Origin of the sequence: Nocardioides sp. QY071, from assembly GCF_029961765.1 — a bacterium.
Taxonomy (GTDB): domain Bacteria; phylum Actinomycetota; class Actinomycetes; order Propionibacteriales; family Nocardioidaceae; genus Nocardioides.
The window spans coordinates 1,497,271-1,513,488 of sequence record NZ_CP124681.1 but is presented as its reverse complement, the minus strand read 5'-3'; the positions used below and the strand labels follow the sequence as shown (position 1 = coordinate 1,513,488).

Genomic DNA, 16,218 nt, shown 5'->3' with positions numbered 1-16,218 from the left:
ACCGGGCCCGGGCGCCCTCAGCTCGATGCCGTGCGACTCGGGGTGAGGGCGTAGACGAACAGGTCGACGCCACCCCACGTCATCCGGCGACCGATCCGGTCGGCGCACGGACTGTCGATGCGCACCGCCGTGATCAGGCGGTCGACATCGAACCTGCTGTCGGCGAGCCAGCATGCATCGGTCCGCACCTGGATCAGGTCGTTCTGCACCTCGATCACCGTCGGGTCGGCGCCGGGCTGCCCGTCGAAGGAGAACAGCACATAGCTGGCTCCTCGGTTCCAGATGTCCTCGTACCGGTCGGCCGGGTCGACCTCGGCCCAACCCCGCTCGACGGGTCCGGTGACCTGGTAGCCGCCGAGCACCGGCACGCCGTTGGCGACGAGGAGGGCGTTGGTGGCCATCGCATCCGACACGACCCGGCTGTCCTCGGCCAGGCTGTGCGCGCGCAGTGCCCTGGCCCGGTCGGCCGCGGGACTGGTCCGCAGGTCGCCGAGACCGAAGGTGATCGGGTTCACGGTGACTCCGGCGAGGACGACGACCAGGCTCGTCACGGCGACCGGCAGCCAGCTGGCGGGACGCCAGGTGAGGAGTGCGGCGACCGCGCCCGTGACCACCGCCGCGGTCGTCGACTGCCAGGTCGGCATGCCCTCGACCACGGCCGGCAGACGACCTGAGGCGTATCCGGTCAGCACCGCCACGACGACGCCGACCAGCAGGGCGCGGCGCAGCTCGGGCGACATCCGGGACGTCGCGCCCTCGCTGCGGGCGCGTGCCCAGCCCGAGAGCACCAGGCACATGAGCAGCGCGCACGGGAACCCGATGGTCTGCGCCACCCGCGCCGGCGGCAGCGAGCTCAGCCCGGGCACGTGCTCGCCGAGCTCGCCCCAGGTCAGGGTGACCCAGGACAGCTCGAGCAGGATGAACAGGCCGAGCGTGACCTGCGCGGCGCGCTCACGGGTGGCTGTGTGGGCCCACGCCAGCGGCCACAGGAGCGCCGCGACCACCCCGCAGATCAGGTAGGCGCTGCTGATCTCGCTCTGGTTGAGCCCACCCCCGACGACATGACCCTCGAGGTCGAAGAGGCCGGGTGCTCCGAAGAGCTGGAACGGCTCCAGTGCCGCACCGCTGCTGCGCCGCAGGCCCGGATAGACCGTGTTCAGCTCCGCGTGGAGCGCGGTCCAGTTCTCCCAGAACGTCCCCGCCACCAAGAAGAGACCCACGGCGGCGCCCGCACCGATCACGGTCAGTGCCACCCTGCGTTCGCCCTTCCTGCACACGAGGTAGGTGCCGGTGGCGAGCACCAGCGGAACCCCGATCGTCAGCGACCAGGGCACGTAGTAGGTCAGCAGTCGCGGCAGGAACAGGCCCGCCGCAGCGGCGAGTCCGAGGCCACGCCACCAGTGACCACGCTGTGCACGCTCGGCCGCGAGGACCAGGAGATAGCAGCCCGCCGCGGCGATCCCGAGCACCCGGATCGGCATGAACGACCACCACACGGCGGCGGGTGCCGCCATGCACAGGGCGACGGCGAGCCACGACATCGGACGGTTCGCGCCGAACCGGCGCAGCAGCGGCGGCAGGGCGAGGGCGAGCAGCAGCCAGGACCAGCCCCGGAATGCCGCGAACAGCATGGAGTCCGGGAGCCACGCCCCCAAGCGCAGGAGGTTGCCCTCGAGGAACAGCACCGACTCGATCGGGCTGCCGGACGACATCTGGTAGATGAGGTCCGGGCCGTTCGACAGCGGCGAGTGCATCGTCGAGCCGTTGGCCAGGGTCGACAGCTCCAGCGGGGCTGCGGTCAACCACTCGTCGCTGCGCACCGGCAGCGACGCGCCCCACTGGCCGCCCGTCACGGAGCCACTCCGGCTCAGGAGCCCGAGGGAGGACGTCGTCACCCCCGACACGACGAGAGCGAGATATCCGAGCCACGGCAGCACGACCTCGAGGCGATCCGCGATGGTTCCGCGGATGCGCCAGCCCGTCCCTGCTGCCGGATTCCCAGGCCGGGACGGCGTCTGCTCCTGCTCGTCCGGCGCGGAAACGGCAGGCGATGACGTCATCGCTGGAGTCCTCCTTGACCTGGCCGGTCGACCGCGGCCAAACGGAGGCCAACCCTACCGGTCGGGCCCGCGTGGCGATTGCCGCCCTGCTGCGGTCGGCGGCTAGTATCGGGCGCTGGCCTTGCGGGCGTGAGGCAGGACCGTCCACAGGCGCCCAGCACCGAACGGAGTCTGCAGAGCGTGCGCATCGTCGTCGTCAACAACTTCTTCCCGCCGCGTGCCGGCGGCAGCGCTCACCTGAGCGATGCACTCGCGCGGGGATACGTCGAGCGTGGCCACGAGGTCCTGGTCGTCACCGCCGCCTACAAGGACGCCCCGGCCGAGGAGCAGCGGGACGGCTTCCGGATCGTCCGCCTGCCCGCCTTCACGCTGCCGGAGAGCCGGCTCGCCGTGGCGTTCGACATCTCGTTCGCCACCCGTCCGGGTCTGCGCCGCCGCCTCCAGCGCCTCCTCGACGACTTCGAGCCGGACGTGATCCACCAGCACGGCCAGTTCATGGACCTCACCTGGGCGACCGGAGCCTACGCGCGCCGGCGGGGAATCCCGACGTTGCTCAGCGTGCACACGCGGCTCGAGAACCCTGCCGCGAAGTACCGCCACGCGTTCCGGTTCCTCGACGCGGCCCTGGTGGCACCCCGGCTGCGCAGGTACAAGCCGTCGATCGTCGTCATGGACTCCTACATGGACGACTACATCCGGGCCCGCTACCGCCGTGGCTACCGCGACCTCGTCCCGATCCCGGTCGGCGTCGACCCCAACTGGGTCCGCTCGGGTGACGCGGCCCGAGGCCGTGAGCTCGCCGGCGCCGAGCCCGGCCAGCCCTTCATCGTGTCGATCGGACACGTGATCCCGGTCCGTGACCGCGTCGCCATGGTCGAGGCCCTCCCGGCCGTCCTCGCCCGGCACCCCGAGGCGCTGCTGGTCGTCGTCGGTCGGGTCTACTACGACCAGTTCCAGCGCCGCGCCGAGGAGCTCGGCGTGTCCCACGCCGTCCGCAGCCTCGGCGCGGTCCCCAAGGCCGACATCCCGGACCTGCTCGCGGCTGCGGACGTGGAGAGCCACGAGCAGGGACTGGGCCTCGGCACCGCCACCCTCGAGGCCATGGCCGCTGGCGTTCCCGTCGCCGCGTGGGGACGGATCGACAACTTCCCCGGCATCCCGATGGCCGACGGCCAGGAGATCTACATGTGTGCCCCCGGCGACGTCGCCGGCCTGGCCACCCGGATCAACCACGCGCTGGACGACCCGGCGGCGACGGCCGCCGTCGGCGAGCGCGCTCGCCAGATCATCGACGAGCACTTCGCGATCGACCGCGTGCTGGACCGGCACGTGGAGGTCCTCGCCGCCATGTGCGGCGCGCCGGCGCCGTCGACCGACCGCGCCACTCCGGCATCCCCGACCGACCACCCCGTCGACACCACCCACAGGAGCGAGAGTTGACCACCAAGGAGACCGTCTTCTTCACCGGCGGAGCCGGCTTCATCGGGATGCACGTCGTCCCGATGCTGCTCGAGAGCGGCTACAAGGTACGGATCTTCGACAACATGTTCCGAGGTGACCGTGACGCGGTCGCCGCCCTCGGACCCGACGTCGAGCTGATCGACCAGGACATCCGCTACGGCGGCGCCGTCCACGCCGCCATGAAGGGCTGCACCAAGGTCATCCACGCCGCCGCCCTGGCCATCAACAAGTCCCTCTCCGACCCGTACGAGTCGATGGACGTCAACATGATGGGCAACTTCAACGTGTTCGCCGCGGCCGCGGACCACGGCGTCAAGCGCGTCGTCTACTGCTCGTCGGCGTCGGTCTACGGCGACCCCGAGAAGCTGCCGATGCACGAGGACGACGTGCTCAACCCGCAGACGCCGTACTGCATCTCGAAGCGGGCCGGCGAGGACCTCCTCGGCTTCTTCCAGCGCGAGCGCGGCCTGTCGTGGGTCGCACTGCGCTTCTTCAACGTCTACGGCCCGGGCCAGAAGACGCAGGCCTACTACACGTCGGTGATCAACCACTTCGTCAACCGGGTCCGCAACGGCGAGCCGCCGATCATCGACGGCAAGGGCGAGCAGTCGATGGACTTCATCCACGTGCACGACATCGCGCGCGCCGTGGCTCTGGCGCTCGACAGCGAGAAGGACAACGTGCCCGTCAACGTCGGCACCGGCATCGACACCTCGATCAAGGAGCTCGCCGAGATCCTGATCGAGGCCGTGGGCTCCGACGTCGAGCCGATCTTCAACCCGCGCGACGTTCTGGTGAGCCGGCGGGCGGCCGATGTCCAGCGCGCCAAGGAGGTCCTCGGCTTCGAGGCGAGCATCGAGGTCCGCAAGGGCATGACCGAGCTCGTCCGGGCCGACTAGGACCGTGCCGCGTCCTGGATGGGGTCGGTTCCGGACTCCGCGCCCCCACGCCGACCGGAAGCGGCCGGCTCTGTCCACGTGGGTCGCGTTCGGGGCCATCGCCTGTCTGCTGGGCATCTGGTCCCTCGCCACTCCCCTGTGGTCGACACCCGATGCTCCGTCGCACGAGATGGCGGCCTACGCCATCGGGCACGGCGACCTGACCCCGGAGTTCTCCTCGGACGAGGCCTTCGGGGTCAACACGAACGCCGTCGTCCACGTCCCCAAGGGGATCGTGCGCAGTGCCCAGTCGGCGGTGTGCTACTTCTTCCATCCTGAGACGCCGGCGAGCTGCATACGGGCCGTCGGCGACTCGGAGAAGCAGGTCAGGTACCTGACGTCGGCGGGTCGCAGCTTCCCGGTCTACTACGGGCTGACCGGGATCGCCTCGAACTTCGGCGACAACCTGCAGTCGCTCTACCTGCAGCGTGCCGCCGCCATCGGCCTGTGCGCGTGGATGCTCGCGTGGGCCGTGGCGGGATGCCTCTCCCTGCGTCGGCCTGCCGTCGCCGTCACCGGGGTCGCGGTCTCGTTCACACCGATGCTGGCCTACCTCGGCGGCGCGGTGAACCCCAACACCTTCGAGATCGCCGCCGCCTACGCGCTCGTCGCCTGCTCGATCGCCTTCTACAGCCACGCCGCCGACGGGTCGGGCGAGAAGTGGCTGCGCCGAGCGATGGTCGCCGCGATGATCCTGGGCTCGACCCGGATCCTCGGTCCGGCATGGCTGGCCGTGTGGGCCGTGGCCCTGCTGATCATCTACGGCAGGCGCGCCGTCACCGACGTCTGGAAGGCTCGCTCCCGGCTCTGGCTGGCCCTGCCGGTCCTCGGCGTGCTCGCGAACATGGCGTGGTTGAGCCGGTCCGGAGCGAACAACATCCGCGAGCAGCCGCTGTTCGACCTCTCGTTCGCCGAACGGCTCGACCTCTCGGCCACGCAGATCAACCAGTCGTTGACCCAGATGATCGGTGCCTTCGGCTGGCTCGACACCGCTCTTCCGGCCAACCTCCTGATCTCCTACATGGCACTGCTCGTCGTCATCCTCGCACTCGGGTGGGCAGGCCTCCGTCCGCGCCAGATCGCGGCTGGAGGCGCCGTACTGCTGCTCTCCTGGCTGCTTCCGGTCCTCCTCCAGGCGTGGAAGTGGAATCTCCAGGGCCCCGTGTGGCAGGGCCGCTACATGCTGCCGACGATCGGCATGGCCCCGATCCTCCTGCTCTGCCTGGCGGCCCAGTCGCCGCTGTCCGATGCGCAGTGGAACACCCGCACGATCCACTGGACCCGCATCGGCGCACTGGCAGGTCTGGGCGTGCTCCACCTGTGGGCGTTCGCGACCTTGATGCAGCGCAACGTCCACGGAGTCGGGGCGCCGGGCGGCGAGCACCCGACGTTGCCTGCCTGGCAGCCCCCGCTGGGGCAGACGACGCTGACGTTGGCGCTCGTCGCCACGATGGCGGTCATCATCACCCTCATAGCCCGGCTGTCGTCGCAGGTGCCGAGTCCCGTGGCGGATCCACCGTCACTCCCCTCTCCGCAGTCGCCGTCCGACTGACGCCCGCGACCGCCGCAGGCGGTCCGTTGGTAGGGTTCGCGACCATGACCTCCGCCGAGGCCGCAGGGGCATCCCTGCCGCCCAACCGCTACAACGAGCACGCGTGGATCGTCGGTGATCCGGACATCGGCGAGGGCACCTGGATCGGGGCCTTCACCGTCATCGACGGGTCCGGCGGACTGGTGATCGGCCGCGGGTGCGACATCTCGTCCGGCGTCCACATCTACACCCACTCGTCCGCCAAGCGCTGCGTCAGCGGCCGCCGGTTCCCCGAGGTCGAGCGTCAGCCCGTGCGCATCGGCGACCGTGTGTTCATCGGAGCCGGCGCCATCATCAACATGGGTGTCGAGATCGGCGACGAGGCGGTCGTCGGTGCCGGCGCCGTCGTCACCTCCGACGTACCGGCGCGTGCCGTCGTCGCGGGCGTCCCGGCACGGGTCGTCGCGACCGTCGACCTCGGCGATCCGACCCAGCCGGCGTTCCCCCCGGCGTAGGTCAGGCGCAGGTCAGGCGGAGCGCAGCGCGAGCACCTGGTCGACCACCCGGTGCGCGGGAAGGATCGACGCCCGCTCCTCGTCCACGTCCACCTTGCCCGCCACGAGGTCGACGAAGTGGTTGAGCTGGCCGAGCAGGGGCTCGACCCCCGCGATGTCGGGGATCTCGATCTCGGTGAACTGGCGGAACCCGCTCTGCCCCTCGGCCTCGGAGACCGTCGCGTGACGGTAGCTGGTGAGGCCGCGACGCAACAGGTCGACCTCGATCATCCGGTCGAGCTCCTGGATCACCATGGTGCGCACCTTGGTCTGACCCATGCGGCTGGCGGACACCGAGGCGATCCCGCCCGAGGTGAAGCGGAGCGAGGCCTCGACGATGTCCTCGGCGCCCGGCACGGACTCCGGGTGGAACTGGCCGACCTCGACGTCGAACTTGTCCGGGTGGTCCCCACCGAAGACCTGCACGACGAGGTCGATGTCGTGGACGAGCAGGTCCCACGCGACACCGGTCTTGATCCGGGGCGCGTACGGCGAGTGCCGGGTCGCCCGCACGTAGAGCGGGTTCTCCACCATGCTCAGCGCGACCGTCACCGCAGGATTGAACCGCTCGAGCAGGCCGCACATGAGCGGCGTGCCGGCGGCGATCGAAGCATCGACGAGCTCCTGGGTCTGCGCCAGCGACGGACACAGCGGCTTCTCCACGAGCAGCGGGAGACCACGCGCGATGACCTCGCGCGCGAGGTCGAAGTGGTACTCGGTCGGCGCCGCGATCACAGCCGCGTCGACGTCGCCGATGCCGTCGAGCGAGGGCACCCAGGTCGAGCCGTGCTTCTCGGCGACAGCCCGCCCGGTCTCCTCGTGCGGGTCGACCACCACGGCGAGGTCGGTGCGCTCGCTGCTGGCGATGACGCGGGCGTGGTTGCGCCCCATCGAGCCGGAACCGATGAGGGCGACACGGAGCTGTGCGGACATGCGCGGGACCTAGCACTGGACGTCGGGACGCGGGAACTGTACCGGAGACACGGGGCAGCTCCGGGATCCACGGTTTGGGTCCCCCGTGAGGCAGGATGAGATGTCCGTCCGCCCGAACTGGAGAGTCCGATGTCCTCGCCCGACGCCACGTCGACCACCACGTCGACCACGTCGACAACCTCGACCACGGCGCCACCGCCCGCAGCCGCGCACACCCTGGCCGGCCGACTCTTCCACTGGGGCCGGATCGCCCTGGTCCTTGCCGTCGTGCTCGCCGCGTTCTGGACCGTCCAGTCCCACTGGTCCGAGGTCAGCGACACCATCAGCACGATGTCGTGGACGACCCTGCTCCCGGCATTCCTCTGCCTGCCCCTCGCGATCGCGTGCTCGACCCTGAGCTGGCAGTTCCTCGTCGACGAGATCGGTGAGCCGATCGGGGCCGCCCGCGGAGCGCAGATCTTCCTGGTCGGACAGCTCGGCAAGTACCTCCCCGGATCGGTGTGGGCCTACGTGCTTCAGATGGAGCTCGGCCGCCGGGCCGGACTCGCCCGCGCCCGCATCTTCACCGCGACCGTGTTCTCGCTCGCCGTCGCCGTCGTCGCCGCGCTGCTGACCGGCGCCCTGGTCATCCCGTCGCTCATCGACAACGACGACTCGCTGGCGCCCCTGCAGTGGCTGTACCTGCTCCTGCCCATCGGACTGGTCTGCCTGCACCCGAGAGTGCTCGACCGGCTCGTCGGGTTCGGGTTCAAGCTGCTGCGCCGCCCACAGCGCGACCACCCGGTCCGCGGACGCGCCATCGTCTTGTCGCTCGCGGCCGCGGTGGCGTCGTACTTCTTCTTCGGGCTCCACCTGTGGCTCCTGACCGACGGGGCAGGAGACGGCGCCGGCCTGCTCCTCACCTGCGTCGGAACGATGGCCGTCGCGATGATCTCCGGGCTGTTCTTCTTCATCCTGCCGTCCGGCGCAGGCGTGCGGGAGCTGGTGATCGTGACCGCGCTGGCGCCGTACGTCGGCACCGGCACCGCGATCGCACTGGCCGCCGTCTCCCGCGTCATGCTCACCGCGGCGGACATCGTGACCGCCGCGGGCGCGGCCGCGGTCGGGATCTACGAGCGGCGTCGGCACGGGCCGATCCACCACGATCCCGGCATCGAGGACGACGAGCGCTGAGGCGTCAGGCTCCCTGCGCCTGCGCGACCCGCTGGACGATCTCGTCGGCGATGGGCAGCGCCGACGTGGCGGCTGGCGACGGCGCGTTGACGACGTGGAGGCCCCGCGCGGTCTGGCGCAGCAGGAAGTCGTGGACGAAGGAGCCGTCCCGCATCACGGCCTGTGCCCGGATGCCGGCCTCGCGAGGCGTGAGGTCCTCGAGGCGCAGGTCGGGGCAGTACTTCTGGCACAGCTTGAGATAGCCACGCTTCGACACCGAGTTCCACATCTCCCGCGCGCCCGTGCGGACGTTGTTGCGCGCCACGTGCCAGATGCCCGGGAACCTCACGATGTCGGCGGCGTCGCGACGGTCGAACGAGAACTTGGGGTAGCCCTCGCGGGCGAGCCCGAGCACCGCGTTCGGCCCGACGTTGAGCCCGCCGTCGACGGTCGGGGTCAGGTGGACGCCGAGGAACGGCAGGTCCGGGTCGGGGATGGGGTAGATCAGGGTGCGCGCGAGGTCCGCACGTTCGGGCCGGACGTCGTAGTACTCGCCCCGGAAGGGAATCATCGCGAAGTCGACGTCGATGCCCGCCATGGCGGCGACCCGGTCGGCCTGGATGCCGGCGCAGTAGACGACGTAGTCGGCCACCACCTCACCGGCGGTCGTGGAGAGCACGACCTCCCTGCCCGTCTCGCGCACGCCCGTGAGCGCCGTCCGCGTCATCAGGGTGCCGCCGGCCTTCTCGACCAGGCCGGCGAGCGCCGTGTTGATCTGGCGGTAGTCGGTGATGCCGGTCGTGGTCAGGTGCAGGGCGCCCAGGCCCACGATGTGGGGCTCGCGCTCGCGCAGCTCGGCGGCGCTGAGGACCGCTGCGGGGATCTGGTTGACCTCGGCCCGCTCCGCGAGCGCCTGCATGCCGGCGAGCTCGGCCGGAGTCGTGGCGACCAGCAGCTTGCCGATCCGGTCCCACGGGACGCCGTGCTCCTCGGCGAAGCGCTCGGTCGCGGCGGCGCCGGCTCGGCACAGCTCGGCCTTGAGGCTTCCCGGCGCGTAGTAGATGCCGGAGTGGATGACGCCGGAGTTGTGGCCGGTCTGGTGGCGGCCGAAGCCGTCCTCCTTGTCCAGCAGCAGGACGCTGCGCCCCGGGAAGCGCTCGGTGAGCGCCCGTGCGGTCGCGGCGCCCACGATGCCGCCACCGACGACGACGTAGTCGAAGCGGTTCATGCCCGCCGGTCCCCGGCCCGCGACCCGCCGGTACGACGGGCCGCCGCGCGCCGCGCGCGCAGCGTCCGGGCCCAGGCCTTCTCCTCGCGCTCGTGGGCACGTCGGCGGGCATCGGCGGGAGTGAGTGGCTGCTCGGGGTAGTCGGGCGAGTAGGGATCCCGGTCCGGCCCGCCCCACCTGGACACGATGAAGTCACGTTCGTACTTGTGCACGCGTCGCTCGCGGGTGCGGGACTCGAAGTGGAAGAGCTCGCACTGGGCCATGTAGAGGATGCGGTAGCCGCGGGCGGTGATCTTGTAGCAGAAGTCGACGTCGTTGAAGTTCAGCGGAAGCTGCTCCGTCAGGCCGCCGACCTCGAAGTAGGTGTCTCGCCGGATGCCGGTACAGGCGCCGGTGACTCCGCTGACCTCGCGGTTGACGACGTTCATCCGCCCCCGTCCCGCCGTGTCGCCGGGGAACAGCCGGTAGGGGTGGTCCCAGTTCCGGTTGACCCAGGCCAGACCGGCGTGCTGGATGCTGGTGTCCTCGAAGTACAGCTTGGCGCCGGTCGCACCGACCCCGGGCTCCTCCAGCGGCGCCAGCAGCTCGCGTACCCAGCCGGGGTTGCGGACCTCGACGTCGTCGTTGAGCAGGATCAGGCGCTCGCCGGTGGAGGCGAGGACGCCGCGGTTCATCTTGCGGCTGTAGTTGAAGGGCTCGTCGAAGCGCACCAGGACGAGGTGGTCTCCCGCGACCTGCCGGAGCTCCTCGAGCACGCTCGCCGGGGTGCCGACGTCGTAGACGACGACGATCTCCATCCGGGGGTGGTAGGCGAACTCCAGGACGGAGCGGACCGCGTCGACGACCAGGACCCGACGCCGGCCCCAGACCTGTGCGGACGAACCGCGCGTCGGGATCACCACGCTCACCGTGCGCTCGGCGGGGAAGTCGCGGACGATGCGGACGTGGTTGGCCCCCACCGCGTGGGCGACACCCCGGATGCCGACACGGTCGAGGTGCTCCTGCACGACGCGGGCCCCGGTTGCGAGCGCCTCCGGCGATGTGTCGGGCCGCGGCCTCGCGATCCGCGACCGGTGCAGGATCTTGGGCAGGTGGACGATGCGCCGAGCCTGCTCGGTGACTCGGAGCACCAGGTCGTGGTCGCAGGAACTGCCGAGGTCGGTCCGCAGCCGACCGACCGAGCGCACCAGGTCGGTCCGCAGGACGGCGAGCTGGCCGCAGTAGTTCTGCGCCCGCAGCCGCTCGGGCGACCACACCGGCTTGATGATGTCGTCGTCGCCGTCCAGGGTGCGCCGGGTCTCGTCGGAGTAGAGGAAGTCGACGTCGTGGGCATTCCCGATCGCCCTGGCGTTGGCCGCCAGCGCGTTGGGCGTCAGCAGGCCGCCGGGGGCGAGGAAGGCGATGAACTCCCCTTGCGCCGCATCGAGGCCGTCGTTCGAGGCCTCGGCCACGTTGCCGCGCTCGGCCCGCGCCAGGACGCGGATGCGGCTGTCACGGCCGGCCTGCCGGCGCAGGGCGCTGCTGACCTCGGCACTCGTCGAGCCGTTGTCGACCAGGATCAGCTCCCAGTCCCCGAAGGTCTGCGCCAGCACCGCGTCGACCGTCTCGACGAGCGGGTCGATCAGCGGCTCGGTGAGCGGAACGACCAGGGTGAAGAGCGGAGCGTCAGCCGTCATCGACGAAGGCCGCCGAGGCCGGTGACGAAGCGACCGACCCGCCAGGTCCTCGACGAGCGCACGGCCGTGACCTCGGCGCGCGACTTCGCCGTCGCCGTACGAGCGTCGTCGAGCTTCTCGCGCGTGGCCTTGAGGCGACGACGCAGGTTCTTCAGCTCCCGCTCCTGGCGGGCGACGGTCGCCTCCAGTCCGAGCACGTGGTCGATGGCAGTGAGGTCGGCGTGGAGCGCGAGCACCTCGGCATCGTCGACGACGCGCCGCACACCGACCGAGTCCTCGACCTCGGCGAGCCGCCGACTCGTCGCGAGCAGCGCGCTCGTCTTCTCCGAGATCTCGATCAGGGCCGGGACCAGTCGCGACTCGTAGCGCTCGACGATGCTCCGCTTGCTGAGGTCGGCACGCTCGAACAGGACCGCCCACGGCGCCAGGAAGGTGACGTCCGCGTCGAGGCGCCGGTAGAAGCCACGCTCCGCGAACCAGGCCACCCACTCCTGGGTCGGGTGCACGTTGATGTGCGTCGCCTCGTAGAAGTCGGAGGGGCTCGAGCTGAACAGGATCGTGTCGGTCGCCGCGCAAATGTTGTCGATCGCCTTCTGGGCGTCGCCGGGCGACATGTGCTCGACGACCTCGACGCAGGTGATCAGGTCGTAGGGTCCGCCGAGCGGCTCGGTCGCCGACTGCACGGACAGCCGGTTCCGCACGTCCGGGTGCGAGGTCTCGACGGCGTGGTCCGAGATGTCGACGCCCCTGGCGTCGACGCCCTCCTGCGCCAGCGCCTGGACCAGGAGTCCCCGGGCACACCCGACGTCGAGGCTGGTCCGAGGCTCGACGAGGCCGACGATGCGCTGCGCAGCCCCGGTGAAGAACGCCCGCCACTCGTCGTCCTCCCACCGGTAGTCGTCGTTGCCACCGAGGTGCGCCCGGTAGTAACTGCTGCCGTAGTCAGACGAGCCGGTCGAGGGACTGGTGGCCTGATCGCTGTCGGAAGTCATGGGTGTCGATCCGTCTTCGTTCGGGTTGCGGGAACGCCTGGAACCCTACTTGATCGAGCCCCTGAACCCGGCGACCGCGGCAGCCCTACCTCCGCTGCCGCAGGGTGCCCCAATCGGCCTCGCGCACGTCGGTGTAGGCGTCGCGCGTGGGCCTTCCCCACCTCGCCCGCAGCGGGCCGCGAGCGACCTGGCCGACGGCATGGTCCTCGCCGAGCGGCGGGTTGTGGAGGCCCTCGGCCGCAGGGACGTAGAGGACCTCGTGCCCGGCGGCACGCACCTTCAGGCAGAGGTCGACGTCGTACAGGTGATCGTGCAGCGTCTCCGTCGCGCCACCGACGGCGAGGTAGGTCTCTCGGCGCACGGCCAGGCAGGCGCCGGCGACGGCGCTCACCTCGCGCGAGACCCACAGGTCGCCGAAACGACCCGGCGCATCGCCGGGGCGGAATCGATACACGCCCCCGAAGTGCCCATGTGCTCCTGCGACGCCGGCATGCGCGACGGTGCCGTCGCTGTGGAGCAGCTTGGCGCCGGTGATCCCGACCGTCGTGTCGTCCAGCGGAGCCACGAGGGTCTCCAGCCACGCGTCGCTGGTGAGCTCCACACGCTCGTCGAGCAGGACGATCCGGTCGCCCGTCGACGCCAGGACGCCGAAGTTGGTCCAACGGCTCCGATGCAGCGGCTCGCCGACCGGAACCAGGACCAGGCGGTCCCCCGCGACCTCGCCGAGCTGCGACGCGACGGACTCGCGCATCGCGGCGGCGTGCACGACGACGACCTCGACCTTCTCGTGCGCGGTGCGAGCCAGCGCGCTGCGCACGGCCTCGACCACGTGCACCCGGCGACGTCCACGGACCAGGCCGTCCGCACCCTCGGTCGTGATCACGATGCTGACCGACACGTCCTCCGAGAGCGGTCGCTCCACGCGGTACATGCCGGGCCAGATGGCCTCGACCGTCGCGGGGATGCCGAGCCGCTCCATCTGGTCGGCCACTGCTCGCCGGCCCGCCTCGACGGCGTACGGCTTCGCCTCCAACTCCCCCGCGGCGGAACCGGGGATGACCCGCCAGTGGTAGAGGATGGCGGGGATGTGGTGGATCGCTCGGGCCCGTTCGGTGACCCGGAGGATCAGGTCGTGGTCCTGCGACCCGTCGTAGCCCTGCCGGAATCCGCCGACCTCACGGACCAGGCTGGTGCGCAGGACGGAGAAGTGGCAACAGTAGTTCTGCGACCGCAGGCGCTCCGGCGACCAGTCGGGCTTCAGGAACTCGTCGTAGAACGTGACCCCGTCGGCCGTCTTGTCCTCGTCGGAGTAGACGTAGTCGATCGCGGAGTCCTCCCGCAGCACGTCGGCGTTGGCCTGCAATGCGTCAGGGACCAGGAGGTCGTCGTGGTCGAGGAGGGCGATGAACTCCCCTCGTGCCGCGGCGATCCCGTCGTTCGACGCCGCGACGATGTGACCGTTCGTCTCGCGCTCGATGACCCGGATCCGCGGGTCCATCGCGGCGTAGCGACGCAGCAGCGTGCGCACGCCCTCGTCGGGAGACAGATCGTCGACGAGGATGAACTCCCAGTCCTCGAAGGTCTGTGCGAGCACGGACCTGATCGTGTCCTCCAGCACGTCGAGCGGCGGCGCGTAGACCGGCGTGACGATGGAGAAGAGAGGTCGGCGGTCCACGTCAGAGTGCCACTGCTCGACAGGCGGACCAGCGATCGGTCGTCCGTGGCGAGATCCTGCGAGTGCGGCCGTTCGGCATGGGCCGACCATACTCGACCGCTCGTCGATCACCGGCCTCGACGTGCCTCGCGCTTCAGCGGGAGGTCGCGGTCCTCGGGACGTGGCAGGTTGGGGTAGACCGGGGTGTAGCGATCGCGCCACGGGATGCCCCAGCGCCCGCGCAGGAACCGGGTGTCATCGGGGTCCGGGATCGCCTCACGGGTCTGGGACTCGAAGTGGAACAGCTCGCAATGGGCCAGGACGAGGATCCGGTAGCCGGCCGCGGAGAGCTTGTAGCCGAAGTCGACGTCGTTGAAGTCCTCGCGGAGCTGCTCGGTGTGCCCACCGACCTCGAAGTAGACCTCGCGGCGGATGCCGACGCAGGCGCCGGTCACCCCGCTGACCTCGCGGTCGACCACCGCCGTCTTGCCCCAGCCGCCCTGCACGTCCCCGGGCGACCTGCGATAGGCGTGGCGGTACCGGCCGTACGAGTAGGCCAGGCCGACATGCTGGATCGCGGTGCTCGAGTAGAGCAGGCGGGCACCGGTCATCCCGACGTCGGGCTGCTCGAGGGGGGCGAGGAGCTCCTCGAGCCACTGCTCGCTGCGGACCTCGACGTCGTCGTTGAGGATGAGCAGGCGATCACCGGTCGAGGCCAGCACGCCCAGGTTGACCTTCTTGCTGTAGTTGAACGGCTCGTCGAAGGGGACGAGGACGAGGCGCTCCCCCACGATGTCGTAGAGCTCGCCGAGGACCGCCTCAGGGGTGTCGGTGTCGTAGACGACGACGACCTCGAGGTTGGCGTGCTCGGTGGCGGCGAGCGCCGATCGCACCGCACGCGTGACCAGCGTCGTACGCCGCCCCCACAGCAGCGTGGCCGAGCCGCGGGTGGGGATGACGATGCTGACCCGGCGCTCCGGCGGCAGCACGCGCCGCGTGTGGTAGCGACCGGGGCCGACGAGCTCGACGGTGCCGTCGATCCCGACCCGCGACAGGTGGTCCTGGATCGCACGTCGTCCCGCGTCCAGCGCGTACGGCTTCGCCCCGCCGTCGCCGGCTGCCGAGCCGGCCAGCATGCGCCAGTGGTAGAGGACCTCCGGGATGTGGACGATGCGACGAGCCCGCTCGGTGACCCGGAGGACCAGGTCGTGGTCCTGGGCGCCCTCGAAGCCCTCCCGCAGGCCGCCCAGCTCGCGGACGAGGGAGGCTCGGAACACGGAGAGGTGGTTGCAGTAGTTCTGGCTGCGCAGCCGCTCCGGCGACCAGTCGGGCTTGTGGAAGGTGTCGGCGAACCGGCCGTCCTCGCGGATCCGGTCCTCGTCGGAGTAGAGGTAGTCGACGTCGTCATGCTCGGCGACCTGGCGTGCGTTGGCAGCCAGGGCGTCGGGAGCGAGCAGGTCGTCGTGGTCGAGGAAGGCGATGAACGTGCCCGTGGCAGCGGCGATCCCGTCGTTCGACGCAGCGACGATGTGTCCGTTGGTGGCACGCTCGACCAGCTTGATCCGCGGGTCGCGGGCCGCCTGGGCACGCAGCGTCCGGCGTACCTCGGGGTCGGTGGACGCGTCGTCGACCATGACCAGCTCCCAATCGGCGTACGTCTGGGCGAGGACCGACTCGACGGCGGCGACGAGGACGTCGGGAGGCGGGTCGTGGACCGGGGTGACGACGGAGAAGAGGGGTGCCGCCGTCATCCCCGCAGCCTCGAGAGCGGGCCCACGAACGCGCGCCCGACCCGCCAGGTGCGCGAGGCGTGGAGCGCCGCGATCTCCTCGTCGCGTGCGCGGACGAGGGCCTGCAGCTCCTTGGTGCGCGCCCGCGCCTTCTTGAGGTCGTGCTCGAGGCGCGCCACGGCGGCCTCGAGACCGATCACGTTGTCGATCGCGACCAGCTCCGCGTAGCGGGAGAGCAGCTCCTCGTCGGCCGCGAACACGCGATCGCGCCAGGCTTCCGGCGACTGCTGGTCGGTCATCCTCGTCCTC

Annotated in this window: 13 protein-coding genes; 5 read left to right on the top strand and 8 right to left on the bottom strand. The window is 70.6% G+C overall.

Annotated features, from left to right (window positions below; genetic code table 11):
- Window positions 1-17 precede the first annotated feature (17 nt).
- Window positions 18-1,853 carry a hypothetical protein gene (locus tag QI633_RS07220; RefSeq protein ID WP_282428541.1) on the bottom strand — a complete coding sequence of 612 codons (1,836 nt, stop codon included), beginning with the start codon at window positions 1,851-1,853 and terminating at the stop codon, window positions 18-20.
- A 387-nt stretch (window positions 1,854-2,240) separates the two neighbouring features.
- On the opposite strand from QI633_RS07220, the gene QI633_RS07215 reads away from it, so the two are divergent.
- From QI633_RS07215 to QI633_RS07200, 4 genes are read left to right on the top strand one after another with little or no spacing between them, the layout of a single operon-like run.
- Window positions 2,241-3,500, top strand: coding sequence for a glycosyltransferase family 4 protein (locus tag QI633_RS07215; RefSeq protein WP_160158303.1), 1,260 nt, complete (start codon window positions 2,241-2,243; stop codon window positions 3,498-3,500).
- Window positions 3,497-4,420, top strand: coding sequence for an NAD-dependent epimerase/dehydratase family protein (locus QI633_RS07210; RefSeq protein ID WP_141799759.1), 924 nt, complete (start codon window positions 3,497-3,499; stop codon window positions 4,418-4,420). The genes QI633_RS07215 and QI633_RS07210 overlap by 4 nt, the downstream gene beginning before the upstream one ends.
- 4 nt (window positions 4,421-4,424) lie before the next feature.
- Entirely contained in the window at window positions 4,425-6,011 is a 1,587-nt protein-coding gene (locus QI633_RS07205; protein WP_141799760.1) for a DUF2142 domain-containing protein, read from the top strand.
- A gap of 44 nt (window positions 6,012-6,055) precedes the next feature.
- On the top strand, window positions 6,056-6,505 hold the full coding sequence (locus tag QI633_RS07200; RefSeq protein WP_141799761.1) for an acyltransferase: 450 nt from the start codon (window positions 6,056-6,058) through the stop codon (window positions 6,503-6,505).
- 12 nt (window positions 6,506-6,517) lie between these two features.
- Here QI633_RS07200 and QI633_RS07195 read toward each other — a convergent pair whose 3' ends face one another.
- Window positions 6,518-7,477 (bottom strand): Gfo/Idh/MocA family oxidoreductase, encoded by a 960-nt coding sequence (locus QI633_RS07195; protein WP_141799762.1) that lies wholly within the window; start codon window positions 7,475-7,477, stop codon window positions 6,518-6,520.
- 129 nt (window positions 7,478-7,606) lie between these two features.
- On the opposite strand from QI633_RS07195, the gene QI633_RS07190 reads away from it, so the two are divergent.
- Window positions 7,607-8,650 (top strand): lysylphosphatidylglycerol synthase domain-containing protein, encoded by a 1,044-nt coding sequence (locus QI633_RS07190; RefSeq protein ID WP_282428540.1) that lies wholly within the window; start codon window positions 7,607-7,609, stop codon window positions 8,648-8,650.
- Window positions 8,651-8,654: 4 nt separating this feature from the next.
- On the opposite strand, the gene lhgO is transcribed toward QI633_RS07190, so the two are convergent.
- The 6 genes from lhgO to QI633_RS07160 form a co-directional block, all read right to left on the bottom strand.
- On the bottom strand, window positions 8,655-9,857 hold the full coding sequence (lhgO, locus tag QI633_RS07185; RefSeq protein WP_282428539.1) for an L-2-hydroxyglutarate oxidase: 1,203 nt from the start codon (window positions 9,855-9,857) through the stop codon (window positions 8,655-8,657).
- The gene (locus QI633_RS07180) at window positions 9,854-11,533 is read right to left on the bottom strand and encodes a glycosyltransferase (RefSeq protein ID WP_141799765.1); all 1,680 of its coding nucleotides are present in this window, start codon (window positions 11,531-11,533) and stop codon (window positions 9,854-9,856) included. The genes lhgO and QI633_RS07180 overlap by 4 nt, the downstream gene beginning before the upstream one ends.
- Window positions 11,530-12,525, bottom strand: coding sequence for a class I SAM-dependent methyltransferase (locus QI633_RS07175; RefSeq protein ID WP_141799766.1), 996 nt, complete (start codon window positions 12,523-12,525; stop codon window positions 11,530-11,532). Before QI633_RS07175 ends, QI633_RS07180 begins: the two co-directional genes overlap by 4 nt.
- An 85-nt stretch (window positions 12,526-12,610) precedes the next feature.
- Complete coding sequence (locus QI633_RS07170) at window positions 12,611-14,200, bottom strand: glycosyltransferase (protein WP_282428538.1); 1,590 nt, start codon at window positions 14,198-14,200, stop codon at window positions 12,611-12,613.
- 107 nt (window positions 14,201-14,307) lie between these two features.
- Entirely contained in the window at window positions 14,308-15,930 is a 1,623-nt protein-coding gene (locus tag QI633_RS07165) for a glycosyltransferase (RefSeq protein ID WP_282428537.1), read from the bottom strand.
- The gene (locus tag QI633_RS07160) at window positions 15,927-16,208 is read right to left on the bottom strand and encodes a hypothetical protein (RefSeq protein WP_160158305.1); all 282 of its coding nucleotides are present in this window, start codon (window positions 16,206-16,208) and stop codon (window positions 15,927-15,929) included. Before QI633_RS07160 ends, QI633_RS07165 begins: the two co-directional genes overlap by 4 nt.
- Between the last annotated feature and the right edge of the window lie 10 nt (window positions 16,209-16,218).